We start from the raw sequence: 18,957 nt of genomic DNA, 5'->3' as shown, positions 1-18,957 counted from the left end.
GTTGACTTGGGGGAAAGGAAAAGCACTTCGCCAGGTTGTTGAAGCGGCTGGGGAAAACCGGCCGCCGCGTAGGTGCGGCCAGTCGGGGGCAAGGGACGTCTTAGGCTGGCGCTATAGCGACAGGCGCTCACCAAAGAACCGGCCAATCTCGATGATCTCTTCCAGGCACACGCTGTGATCCATCGGGAAGGTGCCGTACTCGACGGCATAGCCAAGCTGGCTCAGCTGCTCGGCGCTGCGTCGACCAAGTTGCTCCGGCACCACTGGATCGAACTGGCCGTGGTAAATGCGGATGGGAGTTTGACGATTGGCTTCGGATGGTGTCAGGGTGCCGGCGGTAGCGAAATAGGTCGACAGTCCCAGCACACCGGCAAGCGGTTTGGCGTAGCTCAGGCCGAGCTGGTAGGCAACCGCCCCGCCCTGTGAGAAGCCAGCGACGATGATGCGCTCGCTGGCAATTCCGCATTCGATCTCCCGGTCAATCAGCCGGCCGACGGCATCTGACGACGCACAAAGTTGCTCGGTATCGACCACCCGGTCAATGTCCATTGCCTTGATGTCGTACCAGGCCGGCATGGCAACGCCGCCATTGATGGTCACCGGCATCACCGGAGCATGGGGGAAGATGAAGCGGATGGCCGCGTCGTCGGGCAGCCCCAGTTCCGGGATCACCGGCTCGAAGTCGTGGCCGCTGGCGCCCAGGCCGTGCAGCCAGATGACGGCGGCGTCGGGATTGGCTCGGGTTTCCCGTTCAATGACCTCAAGTTCCAACATCGATTTCTCCTGTTAATCCTGTGTCGCCGGACCAGTGGCTGATTCCGGTTCGCGAGTATTCAGCGCACTGGTGACCGGGTTGGCGTACATGTCCAGCAGATAGCTGTGGAAGGGTTCGTCACAGCTGTTCAGGCGGCGGCTCAGTTCCTGCTCAGCAGCGTCCAGCTCGGCGGGGCTCCAGGTTTCCGCCGTTACCAGCGCGTCGGTGGTCTCCCGCAGACTGTTGTGGGAATCCGGGTGCTGGCTGCGCAGCTCATAAGCGGCAAGATTGGAGGCATGCAGGTGATAGTTGGCGTGCATGTCGGTGTCGATACGGGCAGCCAGCTCCCTGGGGGTTTCCGGGGCGTCCTTGATGGGATCGCTGAAATGCACATGAACGTGGCCCTTGAAACCGGTGAGCCCCTTGATGATCTGGTCAGTATCTTCGCCGGGCTGCTTGGTGTAATCGCCCGTGCGGGCACGGGTTTCCAGTTCCCGGGCCTTGTCAGTATCGCAGGGGTCATATTCATAGGCGATGGACACCGGCACGATGCGCAGCCGGTCCATGGCGTCATTGAACGCCAGGCCCTGCTTCTTCAGGCTCATATAGAACATCTTGATGATGGCCGGATCGGTCAGGTCCAAGCCGTCTTTGGCGCGCCCTTCCCGCTGGGCAATCCAGACGCTGTGGCCAGTTTCAATGCTGTGACTGATGAACGACGACAGCGTCAGAAAGGTGTCCCGCATTTCCCGGGGGCTTGAGACATTGCGGCGCACTACAAAGCTCTTGTTCATCCGCATCAACTCGGCGAACACCCGGTTCTGCAGCAGATTGTCGCCGATGGCAATGCGGGTGGTGGCAAAGCCGTGGCGGAACAGCAGGTAGTTGACCACCAGCGGGTCGAAAACAATGTCCCGATGGTTGGACAGGAACAGGTATGGGGTGTTCGGGTCCAGCTTGTCCAGCCCGGTGTGGGTCACCCGTGTGGTGGTGTGGTCAACCAGTTGCTCTACGTGCTCGTAGAGCCGGGCCTGGATGTCATCAATACGGGTCAGCCCGCCAAAGGTGTCGCGCAGCCAGTTGCGCACCCGGCCGCGGATCAGGCCGGGCAGCCAGCGACTCAGGGTGGGCGATTTGAATCGGGCGATCAGGTCGAGAAACTCGGCGTCCCCCAGCAGACGTTGAATGGCTTCCTCGGTTTCCTCATCCGAGTAGGGGCGTATCGCGTCAAATTCCTGCATGGATATCCTGTAGTTGGGTTGTGCTCTTTATCGCGCTGATCCGTAACTGGTTGTGGTGTGGATCAGCGGCTGGCGGCAAGCCGTTGCGGCCAGCAAAATGCCGCTATTGTAGCCGGTTACCTATCGCAATACCTCAATTGCCTCACCCTTTTCTGATATGATAACGCCGCTTCTGGCCGGTCGCTTTCCGGTTGCCTGGAAGCCGCGCCTTTCCACCCATCGTTCAACGAAGCACAGCGCCGCATGGATTTTCAGCAACTCTCCCCCAGCCGGCCCGACTCGGCCCAGCAGTCTCCGGAACAGGTTCTTCACCAGGTCTTCGGTTACGAGCAGTTCCGTCCCTTGCAGGGGGATGTGGTGGCCGAAGTCGTGGCGGGGCGCAACGCCCTGGTGCTGATGCCCACCGGTGGCGGCAAGTCGCTGTGTTACCAGGTGCCGGCGTTGGTTCGGCCAGGCACCGCGGTGGTGATATCGCCGCTGATCGCGTTGATGCAGGACCAGGTCGCAGCCCTGCAACAGCTTGGCGTGCGGGCGGCGTTTCTCAATTCCACCATGGATTTCCACGAGGCCCGGGCCACCGAAAATGCCCTGATGACCGGTGAACTGGACCTGCTTTACTGTGCGCCGGAGCGGCTATTGCAGCCCCGCACCCTGGAGTTGTTGCACCAGGCTTCCCTGGCATTGTTCGCAATTGACGAGGCGCACTGCGTGTCCCAGTGGGGCCATGATTTCCGGGCCGATTACCTGGGCCTGACGATGCTGGCCGAGCAGTTTCCGAACGTTCCCCGCATTGCCCTGACGGCCACCGCCGATGAGCGTACCCGCCAGGAGATCGCCGAGCGCCTGTCGCTCACCGAGGCCCGGCATTTCATCAGCGGCTTTGATCGCCCCAACATCCAGTACCGCATCACTCCAAAAGTTAACGCAAACAAGCAACTAGTGGATTTTATTAAATCAGAACATCAGGGTGATGCCGGCATCGTCTACTGCCTGTCACGGAACAAGGTGGAAGCCACCGCGAAGATGCTGGCGGACAAAGGCTACACGGCCCTGCCCTATCATGCGGGTCTGCCGGCGGAAGACCGGGCCCGACACCAGGAACGTTTCCTGCGGGAAGATGGCGTTATTGTAGTGGCCACCATCGCTTTCGGCATGGGGATCGACAAGCCGGATGTCCGCTTTGTCGCGCACCTCGACCTGCCGAAAAGCCTGGAGGCGTATTACCAGGAAACCGGTCGTGCCGGCCGGGATGGCAACCCGTCAACGGCGTGGATGGTGTACGGCCTGCAGGATGTCATCAAACTGCGCCAGATGCTGGAGGGCTCCCAGGGCAGCGACCAGTTCAAGCGCATCGAGCGCCAGAAAATGGATGCGATGCTGGGGCTTTGCGAAGTCACCGGCTGTCGCCGTCAGGTTTTGCTGCGCTATTTCGGAGACGAACTGGAGCAGCCGTGCAACAACTGCGATACCTGCCTGACCCCTCCGGAAACCTGGGATGGCGCCCTGGCGGTGCAGAAGGCCCTGTCCTGCGTCTATCGGACCGGACAGCGGTTTGGCGTAACCTACCTGATTGACGTGCTGAGGGGCAGCGAGAACGACCGTATCCGGCAGTCCGGCCACCACAAGGTGTCAACGTTCGGCATCGGCGAGGAGCTCAGCGCCAACGAATGGAAGTCGGTGTTCCGGCAACTGGTGGCCAACGGCTACCTGCGGGCGGACCCGGAGGGCTATGGCGCACTCCAGCTCACCGAGGCCTGCCGCCCACTGCTGCGCGGGGAACAGCCCATCCGGCTGCGCAAGGACCCGGTGGCCAAGCGCACCCGCGGTGCCGGTGGCTCAGGCTCCAACAAAACCACCCACCACGTTACCGACCCGGAAGGCTGGGAGGCGTTACGGGCCTGTCGCAAGACCCTGGCCGAACAGCAGGGTGTGCCTCCCTACGTCATTTTTCATGACACCACATTGCTGGAGATCCTCGAGCGACGACCGGCAACCATGGCAGAACTGGCCGAGGTTAACGGCGTCGGCGCCGCCAAGCTGGAAAAATACGGCGAGACCTTCCTGGCCGAATTGGCAAGACTTGGCGCCGCCTGAATCAGCGGTGCCCTTTCTTGCGGACCCGATAGTGGGCGATGGAGGTGGCAACTTCCTCTCCCCTGTCGTCCCGCATTACCCCCTCCAGAGTGAAGGCGGTCTTGCCGTCACGATCGGCCTCGGCCTGCAGACGTTCAATCTGTTCCCTCGATAGCTCAAATTCTACCGTCACATCGGAGTTTGCCGGTTGCTTGAAGCTCAGGGTCATCTCCTTGAGGATTGGCACATACGCAGGCCCCAGGTCGAACAGGGTCAGTACCCCGCCGGGGATCTCAGCAACCAGAAAATAAGCGCCGGCGTACAGACTGCCAAAATGGTTTCGATTGCCCTTCAGGGTGATGCGGGCCCGTACATAGCCTGGGCGCAGCTCCTCCACCCGAAACCCGTTGCGGCGGGTGAACGGGATTGCACTGGCAATGATCCGATTGATGGCGGCGTAGCCGGAAGTTTTCCGTAACCAGGCTGTCGGGCGGGTGATGGGCGCTTTCGGATCGCTGCCGGCAACCCAGTGGCCGGCAGCGTCGATCAGTTGGTCAATCAGAGCCATACGATGTCCTTTTTAGCTGATTTGTCATTGTTTTATGGTTTTTTTACACAACTGCACTGACTTTGTCACCGAAAGCTCTAGACTGGTCTTTGCACGTGGAGACAGGATGACGGTGGAATGAGGGCAAGACGCCAGGAGCGACGACGGGGTTGGCAGAGCTGGCAGGGTTGGCACGCTTACCTGGGTGGCTTCCTTGCGCTGCTGATCACCTGCACTCCCATCCAGGCCCGCCCTCTCACGCCGCAGGGATTGTCGCCCGCCGATGAACGCACCATCACCCTCTGGTACCGCAATTACGACAGCCCGGCCATTCGCGCCCTGGTGGCGCTGGCGTTGTCGAAGACTCCCGAATACGGCCGTTTCCGGCTGACCCGCAGTATTGAAATGGTTCAGGGTCGGGCCCTGCTTGAGTTGACCCGGGACCACCCCCGGGTTCTGGATCTCGCTGCGGTGGCAACATCCGTGGAACGGGAAAAGGATCTGTTGGCCATTCCGGTGCCAATCGACGGCGGGCTGCTGGGATTCCGGGTCTGCGTGGTGATGGAAGATGCGCTGAGCCGGTTCGAGGGTGTCGCCTCCCTCGACGATCTTCGTGACCGCGGGCTGCGCATTGGCCAGGGCCTGCACTGGCCGGATGCCACTATCCTGCAGGTGAACGGTGTTCAGGTGGTGACCCATTCCCGTTACGAAACCCTGTTCAAGATGCTGCGGAACGACCGGTTTGACTGTTTTGCCCGGGGCGTCAGCGAAGTGCTGTTTGATCTGGAGCTGGAACAGGACCCGGAGCTGGTGATTGAACCGTCCCTACTGATTGCCTACCCCATGCTGTCCTATTTCTTTGTCGGCCCAGAAGACCATGTTCTGGCTCAGCGACTGCAGCTGGGAATGGATCGAGCGATCCAGGATGGCAGCTTCTCCCGTTATCTCAATCGATACTACGGCGAAGCCCTTGAGGTGCTGGCGCTGGACCGTCGCCAGGTTCTTCTGCTGAACAACCCCTATCTGGGGCGGGAGTCCAGTGAGATCGGGCGCAGGGCACTGGAAACGCTGCGGGTCCGGATGGGCCAGCAGCGCTCCAGCGTAACGCCGGTTAAGACGCGCTAAACCTTAAAACGCTCCACATTGTGATGCAGGGTCTGGCCAACCGTTTCGATCTGGCCGCTGTAGACATCGTTCTCGCTGGCCGCAGCTGCCGCTTCCTGGCCCTGGTCGGCAATGCGGGTGATGGAAGCATTGAGCTCTTCGGTCACCGATGTCTGTTCCTCGGACGCGGTGGCGATCTGCGTGGTCATCTGGCTGATGGAGGTAATCGCCTCGGCAATGCGGTTGAGGGTTTCCATTGCATCCTGGGCTTTCTCCATGCTGACGTTGGATACAGCCGTGGAGGCCTGCATCACGTCGACCGCGTCATTGGCCCCTTTCTGCAGCCGTTCGATCATATTGTTGATCTCCTCGGTGCTGTCCTGGGTGCGCTTCGCCAGGTTACGGACCTCATCCGCCACCACCGCAAAGCCACGACCGGCGTCCCCGGCCCGGGCCGCCTCAATGGCGGCGTTGAGCGCCAGCAGGTTGGTCTGTTCGGCAATGCCCTGAATCACCTCCAGCACGGTGGTGATTTCAGACACGTCCTTACCCAGGGTATCGATGACATTCGCCGCCGAGGTGATCTCCTCGGACAGTCGCTGCACCGCATCCCGTGAGGCGGCCACCGTCTCCAGTGAAGCCCGGGAGTCTTCGTCGGCGTTGTTGGCGGCATCGGCGGTCTGCTGGGCGTTCTGGGCAATCTCGCCGGCGGCGGCAGACATCTCGTTGATCGCGGTGGCGATCATGTCGATCTCGGCCTGCTGGCTTTCCACGCTGTGGCGGCTGGCGCTGGCGGTCTGACGCAGCGAGCCGACGCTGCCTCCCAGTTCCTGGGTTCCCTTCTGGACGTCCCGCACCACTTCCTGAATGTTGGAGACAAAGCTGTTGAAGTTGTCGGCAAGCTTGCCGATTTCATCGTTGCTGCTGACTTCCAGACGCTTGGTGAGGTCGGCATCGCCGCTGGCAATGTCCGCCATGGCATCGCCCAGGTTGCGGACCGGCTTCATCAGCACCCGAATGCCGATGTTGAGAAGAATCAGCGTCACCACCAGGGACACGATTGCCACGATAATGCCGGTAACCCGGGCATCGTAAAGCGGACCGTTGATCAGGTCCTCATTGGCGAAGGTGCCGAGATACCATTCCACGGCCCGGGCGTCCTTGATGCGATGGAAGCTGGCCAACCAACTGGTGCCATCAATATCATAGGCCACCTGGTCACCGCTGAGGTCCGGGTCCTCGCCCAGCAGCTCGCGGATGTGCTTGCCCACCAGTTCCCGCTGCGGGTGGTACAGCACCGTACCGTCTTTGGCGATCAGGGTGGCGTAACCGGTGTCGGCAAGGGTAACGGTGGACAGCATGGCATCAATGCTCTCCAGGGTGACGTCGCCGCCGACCACGCCAGCGAAGTCGCCGCGGGGGGCCGGCGCCAGGGACGAAATGATCACCTGGCTGGTACCGGCGTCAATGTAGGGTGCGGTGAACGACGCCCGGCCCAGGCTCTTGGCGAGCTTGTACCAGGGGCGCTGGCGTGGATCGTAGTCATCCGGCAGGTCTGCGGAGACTTCGTCGTTGCGCATCAGCATCACGCCGTTATCCTGGCCGATGTAAACGTCCTTGAATCCGACCCCTGCCGTGGCAGACTGCAGGATCGCTCTCACCTGTTGCTGGTTCCTGGCCGTGGCCAGGGCATCCGCAACCGCTTCCGTGGTGCTCAGGCGAGTGTTGAGCCAGTCGGCAATGCTTGCCGTACTCTGGGCAACGGTATCTTCAATCAGCGCGTTGACATAGGTATCTGTCGTGTCCTCGAGGCGCGAGTCGCTGATCAGGGCGTAGGCGCCGATGACCAGCACCAGCAGGACGCCGAAAGACGTTAACAGTTTTTGGCCAAAGGAAAGGCGATTCATGGAGGTTCTCTCTTGTTCAGGAACGGACTTCTTTATGAACGCTGCGTTCATATTTCCAAGCTAGACTATTTTTTTACGTCCGGTTTGAATTACGACGTCTGGCGGGAAATCTTTACCGGATTCCTGGAAAAAAGTTGTAAAACCTACACAAAGTGACAGTTCGTCACTTTTCTCGACCGTTTTAGCCCGATATTTGAACAATCACGGAGTTTGCATCGATGGCTCATGAAGAACTGCACCTCAACCTGCGCAACCTGACTGTGGGGGACTACGGCCAGTTGCAGACGCTGATGGATCAGATTTACGACGACATCGGCGGGGCCTGGCCTGAGGAGACCATCGAAACCCTGGTGAAACAGTTCCCCGAGGGCCAGATCTGTATTGAGGACAACGGCCAGCTGGTTGCCGTGGCGCTCACGGTGTGCGTGAAGTACGACCGTTTCAGTAACCCCCACACCTACGACGATCTGATCCTCCGCAACGAGAAAATCCTCCACAACGCCAAGGGGGATTCGCTGTACGGGCTGGATGTGTTTATTCATCCGGATTACCGGGGCTATCGACTGGGACGGCGGTTGTACGAGGCCCGCAAGGAACTGTGCCGGTCGATGAACCTGCGGGCGATCCTCGCCGGCGGTCGCATTCCCGCCTATTACCGGTACGCGGACCAGTACACCCCGGAGGAGTACATTCAGCGGGTGGACCGGCGTGAGATCTACGACCCGATTCTGACGTTTCAGTTGGCCAACGACTTCCAGGTCACCCGGCTGATGCACAAGTACCTCCCCGAGGACGAAAAGTCCCAGGGCTATGCCACCCTGCTGGAGTGGCGGAACATTCTGTACACGCCGCCGTCAACGGTGATCAACACCCGCAAAACCCAGGTGCGGATGGGGGCGGTCCAGTGGCAGATGCGGGAGTTCACCTCGGTGGAGGAAGTGCTGCGGCAGGTGGAGTACTTTGTGGACGCTTTGTCGGACTACAAAAGTGACTTTGCCCTGTTCCCGGAGTTCTTCAATGCCCCTCTGATGGGGTTGACCGATCAGGTGGACCAGACCCGCGCGATCCGCTTTCTGGCCGGTTTTACCGAACAGTTCCGGGATGAGATGTCGGAAATGGCGGTCAGCTACAACATCAACATCATCACTGGCTCCATGCCGTTGCTGGAAGATGACCGAGTCTACAACGTGTCCTACCTCTGCCACCGGGATGGTCGGGTGGATGAACAGCGCAAGATCCACATCACGCCCCACGAACGTCGAGACTGGGTCATCGAGGGCGGTAACCAGTTCGAGGTTTTCGACACCGACGCCGGGCGCGTTGCCATCATGATCTGTTATGATATCGAGTTTCCCGAGTTGGGGCGGATGGCCGCTGCGGCCGACGTCGATATCATCTGTGTGCCGTTCTGGACCGATACCAAGAACGGCTACCTGAGGGTCAGGCACTGTGCTCAGGCCAGAGCCATCGAGAACGAATGCTATGTGGTCATCACCGGCAGTGTCGGTAACCTGCCCAAGGTGGAAAACCTGGATGTGCAGTACGCCCAGTCCTCGGTATTCTCGCCCTCGGATTTCGCCTTCCCCCACGATGCCGTCATGGCGGAGACGACACCCAACACCGAGATGATCATGTTCTCCGACATGGACCTGGAGAAGCTCAAGCTGGTCAGGAACGAGGGCTCGGTCACCAACCTGAAGGACCGCCGCCCCGACCTGTACCGCTTCGAAACCTCCTGATGGAGGCCGGTGCTGGCACAAGATGAGTTCCCGCTTGAAGCGCGAACGCTATAGGATTGACCGCGTTGCAAAATGTGGACGTGCTGTTTATTGTTTACACAGCTGTGGCAGGGCTGACAGAACGGTTTACCGTCTGACCTGCCTTCAAGGACTTTGGATGTTGATTCGATGAAAGAAGCCATACCTGACCTGATTGCCCGATTCCGAATCAAGCACGGGCTCTTCCGCAAGGAGCTGGTGGAAGCGCAGGTCTTTGATCTTGATCAGTTCGGATGTGTCCTCAAAACCGATAAAATCTTCAATCCGGGCGATACGCTGCCGTTGGATCTGGTGATGACCATGCCGTTCGACAACATCCGCGCCAAAGGGGTCAGCGGTCTGGTGACCGAACGCAGAAAGCATTGCAGCAATTTCTTCTACTCCGTTGATTTCAATATCAGTGAGTCTCCCCAGCCAGCCCTGCTGGCGGAGCAGTTGGAACGAATTCGCGAGGTGGTGGGCAAGAAGCAGTCGCTGCGCTCCCGTCGGTCCGGCGGACCGGGCCGGCGCTCAAGTCCCGCGACCTGAAGACCGCGATGGGCGGCTGGCGGGATCTGGCATTCAGTTCCGCAAATCACGAAGAAAGCCGATGCACAACGGCTCAAAAACACGGATAGACCAAGGGGAACCCTAGTTATGGCGAAAAAAGAGTCAAAGAAGGACAAGGCAGGCGTCGACAAGGTCGTCAAAAAGGTGAACAAGGAGATCGAGAAAACCTCCTCACAAATCGAGAAGCTGATCAACGACGCCCTCAAGCAGTTCGACACCCTGCAGAACCAGATCCAGGAACCGGTGCGGAAACTGCTGCGGGAAGTGGACGACCTGCGTGAGCGGGAAATGCGCCGATTCCACGAAGAAATGGACCGTCGCCTGGGTGAGCTGCATGATCTGCAAAACACCGTGATGGAGCGACTTGGCCTGGCCACCAACGAAGGCGAGAGCGCTGCCAAAAAGGTCTCCAAAGACGCTGCCAAGGCCGCCAAGACCATCGAGAAAGCCGCTGAAAAGACCGCTGAGAAGACGGCCGCGCCGGCCAAGAAAAAGCCGGCTGCTGCCAAGGCCAAGCCGAAAGCCAAGCCTGCCTCCAAGGGCAATGGCAAAGCGGCACCCAAGGCCGCTGCAACCAAGGCGCCGAAAGCCGTGAACAAGAACGACCTGACTCTGGTCAAGGGCATTGGGCCGGCGACCGCCAAGAAAATGCAGGATGCCGGCATTACCAGCATTGAACAGATTGCCAACCCTTCCGCCGCCGAGCAGGAGAAACTGCAGGCCTTCGCCAAAATGAAAGGCTTCAGTGACTGGTCAAGTGAGGCCAAGAAACTGCTCTGATGCGAACGACCGAACAACCTGTTTTACAGGATATAGTCCTGGTTGGTGGCGGTCACAGCCATGTCGGGGTTCTTCGGCGATTCGCCATGAACCCCGTTCCCGGAGTGCGTCTGACACTGATCTGCCGGGATACCCACACCCCCTACTCTGGCATGCTGCCCGGCTACGTTGCCGGGCATTATTCGTTTGATGACGTCCATATTGATCTGAGTCGCCTGGCGGAGTTCGCCGGTGCCCGCTTCTACCGGGACGAGGTGACCCTCATCGATCGGGCGAACAGTCAGGTCCAGTGTCGGAGTCGGCCGCCGGTCCGCTACGATCTGCTGTCCATCAACATCGGCTCCACCCCCAGTGTCGCCCATATCCCTGGTGCCCTGGACCGCGCCGTTCCCGTTAAGCCGATCCACCGGTTTGATCGCCACTGGCAGGCACTGCTGAACCGCGTGCAACAGAATCAGGCACCGCAAGCGATTGCCGTGGTAGGCGCCGGCGCCGGCGGTGTCGAGCTGGTGCTGGCCATGCAGTACCGGTTGCAGCGGGCGCTGGCGAAGCTGGGACGGGGCCCCGATGCGCTCCGCTTTCTGCTGCTGGATGCGGCTGACAGCGTGCTGCCAACCCACAACGACAAGGTCCGGCAGCGATTCACCTCGGTACTGGCGGAGCGGGGAATCGAGGTTCACCTCAACACCCGTGTGGTGGCCGTGGACGCCGGAGCGCTGGTGACCGAGGCCGGTCAGCGCATTGCCACGGACGAAGTGTTGTGGGTGACCAGTGCCGGCGGACCGGCCTGGCTGGCCGACAGTGGTCTTGCCGTGGACGAGCGGGGCTTTGTCCGGGTTCGGGATACCCTGCAGACCGAAACCGATGAGCGCATTTTTGCCGCTGGTGACATCGCTCACATGATCAATCATCCCCGGGAGAAGGCCGGGGTGTTTGCCGTGCGCCAGGGACCGCCGCTGGCGGACAACCTCCGGCGCCTGGCGTTGGCACAGGCACCCCGGCCGTATCGCCCCCAGCGCAGCTGGCTGGCGCTGATCAGCACCGGGGATCGCTATGCAGTCGCGTCCAGGGGCGGCTGGTCGGCCAGCGGCCGATGGCTTTGGCGCTGGAAGGATTGGATTGACCGTCGCTTCATGGCGCGTTTCAACGAACTGGAACCGATGGCGATGGATTCGGCAGCGGCGGATACCCGTGCAGCCCGCTCCGAAGCCGATGCCCAGCAGGCAATCTCGGCGCTCGCCATGCGCTGCGGTGGTTGTGGCGCCAAGGTAGGTGGCACCGTGCTTTCCCGGGCCCTGGCGCAACTGCAACCGGTGGAACGGGACGATGTGCTAATCGGCCTCCATGCACCGGATGATGCCGCCGTACTGACGGTGCCGCCGGGCAAGGCAACGGTGCACACCGTTGATTTCTTCCGGGCATTTATCGATGACCCCTATCTGCTTGGTCGCATCGCCGCCAACCACAGCCTGGGAGACATCTTTGCCATGGGGGCCGAGGCCCAGAGTGCCACCGCCATTGCCACGATTCCCCAGGGTATCGAATCGAAAGTCGAAGACGTGGTGTTCCAGATGATGTCCGGCGCAGTTGAGGTGCTCAATGAGGCCAACTGCGCCTTGGTGGGTGGCCATACCGGCGAGGGCCAGGAGCTCGCTCTGGGGTTTGCCATCAATGGCCTGATTGACCCGCAGCAAGTGATGAGCAAGGCCGGTCTGGCCGTGGGCGACAGCCTCATCCTGACCAAGCCCCTGGGCACCGGAACACTGTTTGCCGCCCATGCCCAGTTGGCCGCCCGTGGTCGCTGGATCGATGGTGCCCTGGCGTCCATGGACCAGTCCTCCCAGGCGGCAGCCCAGTGCCTCCGGGCCCACGGTGCCCGGGCCTGCACCGACATCACCGGTTTTGGCCTGCTGGGCCACCTGGTGGAAATGGTGAAACCGTCAGACGTGGATGTTGAGCTTGAGATTGATCGCCTTCCCCTGCTTGAAGGTGCCGAGGAAACTGTTGCCGCAGGCATCCTCAGCTCGCTGCAGCCCGCCAATACCCGGTTGCGCCGGGCCATTCGCGATCAGCAGGTCTGGCTTGCCCATCCCCGTTACCCACTGTTGTTTGATCCCCAGACTGCAGGCGGCCTGCTTGCCGGGGTACCGTCTGAACACGCCGAGGCCTGTGTGACGGAACTCCGCCGGCTGGGCTATCAGCAGGCCACCGTTGTTGGTCAGGTTGTCGCCCGGTCTGGCGAACCGGAGCCGGTGACGCTGCTCTCTCGTACCTGACGGCCGGGCCGGCTGTACCTGTCATCGGCGATTCCGTGTATCCTTTGCGCACTTGAGCCCATCCCCGGAAGCGGACCCGAGGACCCTGTCCCGGGCCCAAAAAGAACAAGGAATCTTTCCATGCTGATTCGACATCTCCGCCGGTTCGCCTGCGCGCTGGCCATGACCGCCCTGCCCCTGAGCGCCGCCCAGGCTGACACCTTCGTCTTCACCGCCATCCCGGACGAAGATGAAACCAAGCTGATTGAGCGTTTTCAGGGAGTTGCCGACTACCTGGCGGAGGAACTTGATGTCGAGGTCCGCTACGTACCGGTAAAGTCCTACGCCGCTGCGGTCACCGCCTTCCGTAACAACCAGGTGCAACTGGCCTGGTTTGGTGGCCTGTCCGGGGTTCAGGCCCGCCGTCTGGTATCGGGCTCCGAAGCGCTGGCCCAGGGCGCTGAGGACGAGAGCTTCCAGACCTATTTCATCGCCCACAGCAGCACCGGTCTGGAAGCGTCCGACGAACTGCCGGCAGCGATCAGGGATCGTACCTTCACCTTTGGTTCCAAGGGCTCCACCTCCGGCCGACTGATGCCCGAATTCTTCCTGCGGGAAAGCTTTGGTGAGGCACCTGAAGACATCTTTGCCCGCGTTGGCTACAGCGGTAACCACACTCGCACCCTGCGACTGGTGGAAGCGGGCACCTACGAAGTGGGTGCGCTCAACTTCGCGGTGTGGGAGAAGGAACTGGCCGATGGCAACATCGATACCAATGCCGTCAAGGTCATCTGGCGTACCCCCGGCTACCCGGATTACCAGTGGACCGTGCGTGGTGATGTCGATGAACGGTTTGGCGAGGGCTTCAAGGACCGGGTCCGCACCGCCCTGCTGGAACTGGATGATCCGGAACTGCTGGCAAGCTTCCCCCGCGAGGCCTTTATTCCCGCCGACAATGACGACTATGAACCGATCCGCAAGGTAGCTGAAGAGATCGGTATCCTGCAGTAATGTCTGGCCTGGAACTGTCCAATCTCACGGCCGTCTTTGACGGCCGTGCTGTCTTGGGGCCGATCTCCCTGAAGGTAGCCGAGGGTGACCGTGTCGCCCTGGTTGGCAAGAGCGGTGCAGGCAAGTCCACGCTGCTGAAGCTGGCGTTCCAGCACGGTGCCCGGCATGCCGCCCTGGTGCCCCAGGATCTGGGGTTGGTCCAGCCGTTGCCGGTGTTCCATAACGTGTTCATGGGGCGCCTGGATGAACGCTCGCTGTGGTACAACACCGCAACCCTGTTCCGGCCTTTCCGCAGGGACCGGCAGGAGATTGGCGATCTCCTCGATCAGGTGGCGATGGGCGACAAGCTGTGGCAGCCCGTTGCGGCGCTGTCTGGCGGCCAACGTCAGCGCACCGCCCTTGCCCGGGCACTCTACCACCGGTCCCGTACTCTGCTGGCGGATGAGCCGGTATCGGCTCTGGACGGCCCCATGGCTGCGCGAGTGATGGAGCTGCTGCGTGCCCGCTTTCCCACCAGCCTGATCGCCCTTCACGACATCGATCTGGCGCTGGCTTATTGCAACCGCATTGTCGGTATCCAGGATGGTCACATCGCGCTCGATCGGCGGGCCGATGAACTGTCCGAGTCTGACCTGCTGGCGCTGTACTGACCCATGACCCTGGCGCCCACGCTTCGTACCAGCCTGATCTTCCTGGCCATTGCCCTGGCCGGCCTGATGGTGGCCGACATATCGATCACTGCCGTAAACCCCTGGCGGGATCTGGGGCGCTTCTTCCTGGGCATGGTGACCCCGGATTTCTTCTCCTACCAGGGGCTGGCAACCGCATTGCTGCGAACCGTGGCCTTTGCCTTTGTCGGCGTCAGCCTGGGGGCGACCTTTGGTTTTCTGCTGGCGTTGGCGTTCCGCTGGCGTGCCGTGCGAATGGGCTGTGCGTTTGTGCGGGCCATCCATGAGCTGTTCTGGGCGCTGATCTTCCTGCAGTTCTTCGGTTTTCACCCGTTGACCGGGGTATTGGCCATTGCCATTCCCTACACCGGCATCTTCGCCAAGGTGTATTCCGAGATGCTGGACGAGACCGACCCTGAGCCAGGCCGGACCCTGCCGCCAGCCATCGGCGCCTGGCTGACCTTCCTCTACACCCGGGTGCCCCAGTGCTGGCAGCAGCTGTGCAGTTACACTGCCTATCGGCTGGAGTGCGGTCTGCGGTCCAGCGCTATCCTCGGCTTTGTCGGCCTGCCGACCCTGGGGTTCTATCTGGAAGCCTCGTTTTCTCAGGGACTGTACTCAGAAGCCGGCGCAATGCTGATCCTGTTCTACGTGCTGATCGCCACCATACCGCTGTGGTTACGGCGACCGCTGTTGCCCGCCTACATCGTGGCGGCGCCGTTCTTCCTGGGAGACGGTTTTCCGATTGTCTGGGGCAACGTCACCCGGTTCTTTACCTCCGACATCGTGCCGGCACCGTTGCGTCATGGTGAGGGAATGGATGGACTGCTGGTCTGGCTGGCGGATGTGGCAGTCAGCGATGCCCTGCCCGGGCTCTGGCACACCCTGGTGCTGACTCAGGTGGCGCTGGTGCTGTCCGGCATCATCGCGCTGGTCTGTTTTCCGCTGATATCAAAACACTTCACCGGGCCGGTGCGACGGACCGGGGGGCATGTGATGCTGGTTATCCTGCGCTCCACACCGGAATACGTGCTGGCCTACATTCTGTTGCAGCTGTGGGGGCCGTCGATGCTGCCGGCCATTGTCGCTCTGGCGCTGCACAACGGCGGTATCATCGCCCACCTGGTCGGTCGCCAGTCCAGTACCCTGCAGTTGCGGCCCGATGCGCCCCGGGGCTTTGGCCGCTACAGCTACGAACTGGTACCGCGACTGTACCGCTCGTTCCTGGCACTGCTGTTCTATCGCTGGGAGATCATCATGCGGGAGACCGCCATTCTCGGCATACTGGGAATCTACACCCTCGGCTTCTACGTCGACAGTGCCATCCAGAACATCCAGTTCGATCGGGCGCTGTTGCTGATTGTCTTTACCGCCCTGCTGAACCTGGTGATCGACAAACTCTCCCGAACCATTCGGGCACGGCTGGCGCTGCAGACCCTGCCAACGTGCTAGCGCCTGTTGGTTGATACGTTGACTTAGCTGCGCCACTCGCCGGCTCAGCAGTGGCGTCACGTTCTATCTGCTACCTGGTTCACAGTTCCGCGCATGAGGGCGAATTCCTGCCCCAAATGGCCCCTTCGTTCGCTTGGCTGAAGGTTACGCATTGTTACAATGCAGGCAACTAATGTTACGCGGTGGGTTTAAGAGCAATGGTCGATTATCTGGCAGTGGCCATGGAACTGGGACTGGCGACCCTGCTGGGGGTACTGGCATTCAGGATGACAACCCTGGCCAGAACCGAGGGGCCGGCTTTTGGCCGTGCGGTGGCATTGGACAACGCCGGCGTCATGTCGATGCCTTCCGCGCCCTCCTATCCGACCGCTCCCGCCAGCCAGCCCCCGACGCGCACCGCGCGCCGCCTCGGCGTGGACCGCACGGACCTGCTGACCCAGCTGCACATCCTTCTTGGCCTCCAGGATCGGGTCTGTCGTGAACAGGGAGTGGATCTGGGCGATGCCCCCGAGGCCTTGCAGGGCTATGCCCTGGCCTGGCTGTACGGCGCGGCCGTGGCGTTGTGTGCGCCCCAGGATCGTCACAGCGAGGCCATCGCCGGCCTTACGGTCCAGTTGATCCATCGCAAGACTGGCCTGGCGCCGGTGAGCGCCCACCAGGCTCTGGCCACCCTCACCGATTCCTCAGTCATGTTGGCCTGCTTCCGACATGGCCTGGACGGCGCCAGCCACTGGCGTGACCACCATTTTGTCCCTTCCGATGACGCCCTGATGACCGCCATCACCAGCTACGCCTTTGTCTGAGGGCGTGACCGGTTACGTTGCGGTTTGAACGGCGGTTAAGGTGATCTGCGTACGCGGGCCAGACGGGCTCTGGCGGTATTGGCGGTTGCCGGGCCGGGCTGAAGGCTATTCGGCGGCAACCAGGGTCCACTGATCGCCCAGTGGTTGCGGCGGGGTCTGGGCCGGCTCGCCCCTGGGGATGCCTGACAGAGTGGGCCGGGTGTAGCTGCCGTCGGGCTGGTGCTTCATGCTGTCAACGTCGACCGTGGTGACCTGAAAGACCTGATCGCCAATCCGTACTTCCGAACGATGGGTCAGACCAAACACGAATCGGCAGTAGTCGAGCTTCAGTTGCAGCAGGTCCTGTTCCGCTTTCTGGATCTTGCGCAGCAGGACGCCTTGGAGGCTGGATGCATATTCCATTCGGGTCTTCCATGAGCCATAGGTCGTAGGATGGGCCGATTCTACACCGATTTGGCCGCCTGTCACTGCCCACTGGCTTCAAAAATCAGCCGAAAAGGGACGTTCTTGAGGGGGCCGTTGCGGTTTTCCAGGTCTATCCGCCAAACCATGGTGTCCTGTACCGTGCACAGCGGCGCGGTGAAACGGGTTTCCCAGCGGCCAGCCTCGCCCGTGGCGCTCAGGGGGACCGGGTACTCGCCCAGGTACATGGATTCGCCTCTCAGCACACCGTGCAGCCGCTCCGGGTTGGCAGTGGTGGTCAGCTCAATGTGGTAGTGGTGCTGACCGTTCACGAAAGCCAGCTCCTTCAGAGCAAGCTGCCACTGGTCGCCGTCACTCTGCCACTGACAGTCTTCGGTGATCAGATTGCAACTGGACTCGGGCCCTTGACCGGTATCTTCCGGTGTCTGCCGCATGAGCCAGCGGGGGCCCAGTACAGCCGCAGCCAGAATGGCGATGATCAGCGCAGCGATTGCGATACCTCTGAGCAACGTGTGTCTCCTCTACCCCGACCAACAGTGGAAAGCGGGGCATTATGGAGGTTTTGGGGCGAACTTCCTAGGGAGCCTGCCCTTGCCGCGGCCCTGTAACGCCTGGCGCCTCTTCCGCAACCACACGAAACCATGAGAAACTTTCGCCTTTTGATCGACCCAATACAGGGGTGTAACCGTGCAGCCGGATATTTCCGTCAAGAATCTGAACAAGGTCTACGCCGGAGGGTTTCAGGCCCTAAAAAACGTCAACCTGGACATTGAGCGCGGTGAGATCTTTGCCCTGCTCGGCCCCAACGGCGCGGGCAAGACCACGCTGATCAGCATCATCTGTGGCATCGTCAACCTGTCCAGCGGCACCGTCGAAGCTGCCGGCCATGACATCGTCCGCGATTACCGCGCCGCCCGCAGCAGCATTGGCCTGGTCCCCCAGGAACTGAATACCGACGCCTTCGAAACGGTCTGGGACGCGGTCTCCTTCTCCCGCGGGCTGTTCGGCAAGGCGCCGAACCCGGCCCACATCGAGAAGGTGCTCAAGGACCTGTCGCTGTGGGACAAACGTGATAACCGCATCATGGCGCTGTCCGGTGGCATGAAGCGCCGGGTAATGATCGCCAAGGCGCTGTCCCACGAACCCCGCATCCTGTTCCTGGACGAACCCACCGCCGGCGTGGACGTGGAACTGCGACGGGACATGTGGGAGATGGTGCGGGGCCTGCGAAACAATGGCGTGACCATCATCCTCACCACGCACTACATCGAAGAGGCCGAAGAAATGGCGGATCGCATTGGGGTGATTCGCCAGGGCGAGATCATCCTGGTGGAAGACAAGGACCAGTTGATGGCCAAGCTCGGCAAGAAAGAGCTGCGGTTGCTGCTGCAACAGCCCCTGGAGAGCCTGCCGGGCGAACTGGCGCTGGAGCCGCTGGCGCTGTCGGAGGATGGCTACGAGCTGATCTACACCTTCGATGCCCAGCAGGAGCAGGCCGGCGTGGCACGTCTGCTGCGGCAGCTGGGGGATCTGGGCATCGAATACCGGGATCTGCAGACCCGGGAAAGCTCGCTGGAAGACATTTTTGTGGGACTGGTGCACGAGTAGCGTG

At 61.2% G+C, this 18,957-nt stretch carries 17 protein-coding genes; 11 read left to right on the top strand and 6 right to left on the bottom strand.

From position 1 onward, the window contains the following. Nucleotides 1–111 precede the first annotated feature (111 nt). The gene (locus MLD24_RS18410) at nt 112–774 is read right to left on the bottom strand and encodes an alpha/beta hydrolase (protein ID WP_248168579.1); all 663 of its coding nucleotides are present in this window, start codon (nt 772–774) and stop codon (nt 112–114) included. 12 nt (nt 775–786) lie between these two features. Next, on the bottom strand, nt 787–1,995 hold the full coding sequence (locus MLD24_RS18405; RefSeq protein ID WP_248168578.1) for a 1-acyl-sn-glycerol-3-phosphate acyltransferase: 1,209 nt from the start codon (nt 1,993–1,995) through the stop codon (nt 787–789). A 243-nt stretch (nt 1,996–2,238) separates the two neighbouring features. On the opposite strand from MLD24_RS18405, the gene recQ reads away from it, so the two are divergent. Beyond that, nucleotides 2,239–4,089 carry a DNA helicase RecQ gene (gene recQ / locus MLD24_RS18400; protein ID WP_248168577.1) on the top strand — a complete coding sequence of 617 codons (1,851 nt, stop codon included), beginning with the start codon at nt 2,239–2,241 and terminating at the stop codon, nt 4,087–4,089. A 1-nt stretch (nt 4,090) separates the two neighbouring features. Here the strand turns inward: recQ and MLD24_RS18395 are convergent, their stop codons facing one another. Further along, nucleotides 4,091–4,636, bottom strand: coding sequence for a YiiD C-terminal domain-containing protein (locus tag MLD24_RS18395; RefSeq protein ID WP_248168576.1), 546 nt, complete (start codon nt 4,634–4,636; stop codon nt 4,091–4,093). Between the two features lie 117 nt (nt 4,637–4,753). On the opposite strand from MLD24_RS18395, the gene MLD24_RS18390 reads away from it, so the two are divergent. Beyond that, complete coding sequence (locus MLD24_RS18390) at nt 4,754–5,740, top strand: transporter substrate-binding domain-containing protein (RefSeq protein WP_248168575.1); 987 nt, start codon at nt 4,754–4,756, stop codon at nt 5,738–5,740. On the opposite strand, the gene MLD24_RS18385 is transcribed toward MLD24_RS18390, so the two are convergent. Next, nucleotides 5,737–7,626 carry a methyl-accepting chemotaxis protein gene (locus MLD24_RS18385; protein ID WP_248168574.1) on the bottom strand — a complete coding sequence of 630 codons (1,890 nt, stop codon included), beginning with the start codon at nt 7,624–7,626 and terminating at the stop codon, nt 5,737–5,739. The two genes, MLD24_RS18390 and MLD24_RS18385, sit on opposite strands and share 4 nt — an antisense overlap. A gap of 218 nt (nt 7,627–7,844) precedes the next feature. On the opposite strand from MLD24_RS18385, the gene MLD24_RS18380 reads away from it, so the two are divergent. The 8 genes from MLD24_RS18380 to MLD24_RS18345 all read left to right on the top strand — a co-directional run bounded on the left by MLD24_RS18380 (nt 7,845) and on the right by MLD24_RS18345 (nt 16,922). Further along, nucleotides 7,845–9,365: a bifunctional GNAT family N-acetyltransferase/carbon-nitrogen hydrolase family protein gene (locus tag MLD24_RS18380; RefSeq protein WP_248168573.1), complete on the top strand. Its 1,521-nt coding sequence runs from the start codon at nt 7,845–7,847 to the stop codon at nt 9,363–9,365. 168 nt (nt 9,366–9,533) lie between these two features. Further along, nucleotides 9,534–9,932 (top strand): hypothetical protein, encoded by a 399-nt coding sequence (locus MLD24_RS18375; RefSeq protein WP_227175902.1) that lies wholly within the window; start codon nt 9,534–9,536, stop codon nt 9,930–9,932. A gap of 108 nt (nt 9,933–10,040) precedes the next feature. Continuing rightward, nucleotides 10,041–10,733, top strand: coding sequence for a helix-hairpin-helix domain-containing protein (locus MLD24_RS18370; RefSeq protein ID WP_248168572.1), 693 nt, complete (start codon nt 10,041–10,043; stop codon nt 10,731–10,733). Next, a complete protein-coding gene (gene selD, locus MLD24_RS18365) occupies nt 10,733–13,009 on the top strand; it encodes a selenide, water dikinase SelD (RefSeq protein WP_248168571.1) in 2,277 nt (758 codons plus the stop codon). The genes MLD24_RS18370 and selD overlap by 1 nt, the downstream gene beginning before the upstream one ends. A gap of 162 nt (nt 13,010–13,171) precedes the next feature. Continuing rightward, the gene (locus tag MLD24_RS18360) at nt 13,172–13,999 is read left to right on the top strand and encodes a putative selenate ABC transporter substrate-binding protein (protein ID WP_425562290.1); all 828 of its coding nucleotides are present in this window, start codon (nt 13,172–13,174) and stop codon (nt 13,997–13,999) included. Beyond that, nucleotides 13,999–14,649, top strand: coding sequence for an ATP-binding cassette domain-containing protein (locus tag MLD24_RS18355; protein ID WP_248168569.1), 651 nt, complete (start codon nt 13,999–14,001; stop codon nt 14,647–14,649). Before MLD24_RS18360 ends, MLD24_RS18355 begins: the two co-directional genes overlap by 1 nt. A gap of 3 nt (nt 14,650–14,652) precedes the next feature. Continuing rightward, nucleotides 14,653–16,119, top strand: a complete 1,467-nt coding sequence (locus MLD24_RS18350) for a PhnE/PtxC family ABC transporter permease (protein ID WP_248168568.1) — start codon at nt 14,653–14,655, stop codon at nt 16,117–16,119. A 197-nt stretch (nt 16,120–16,316) separates the two neighbouring features. Next, nucleotides 16,317–16,922 (top strand): hypothetical protein, encoded by a 606-nt coding sequence (locus MLD24_RS18345; RefSeq protein ID WP_248168567.1) that lies wholly within the window; start codon nt 16,317–16,319, stop codon nt 16,920–16,922. A gap of 105 nt (nt 16,923–17,027) precedes the next feature. Here the strand turns inward: MLD24_RS18345 and MLD24_RS18340 are convergent, their stop codons facing one another. Continuing rightward, on the bottom strand, nt 17,028–17,324 hold the full coding sequence (locus MLD24_RS18340; RefSeq protein ID WP_248168565.1) for a hypothetical protein: 297 nt from the start codon (nt 17,322–17,324) through the stop codon (nt 17,028–17,030). Between the two features lie 62 nt (nt 17,325–17,386). Beyond that, the gene (locus MLD24_RS18335; RefSeq protein ID WP_248168563.1) at nt 17,387–17,854 is read right to left on the bottom strand and encodes a hypothetical protein; all 468 of its coding nucleotides are present in this window, start codon (nt 17,852–17,854) and stop codon (nt 17,387–17,389) included. A gap of 178 nt (nt 17,855–18,032) precedes the next feature. On the opposite strand from MLD24_RS18335, the gene MLD24_RS18330 reads away from it, so the two are divergent. Next, nucleotides 18,033–18,953 (top strand): ABC transporter ATP-binding protein, encoded by a 921-nt coding sequence (locus MLD24_RS18330; protein WP_248168561.1) that lies wholly within the window; start codon nt 18,033–18,035, stop codon nt 18,951–18,953. Nucleotides 18,954–18,957 lie beyond the last annotated feature (4 nt).

It is taken from the genome of Marinobacter xestospongiae (genome assembly GCF_023156385.1).
GTDB lineage: Bacteria > Pseudomonadota > Gammaproteobacteria > Pseudomonadales > Oleiphilaceae > Marinobacter > Marinobacter xestospongiae.
Note: the sequence above shows the minus strand (reverse complement) of the source record. Positions and strands in the feature narration are given on the sequence as shown.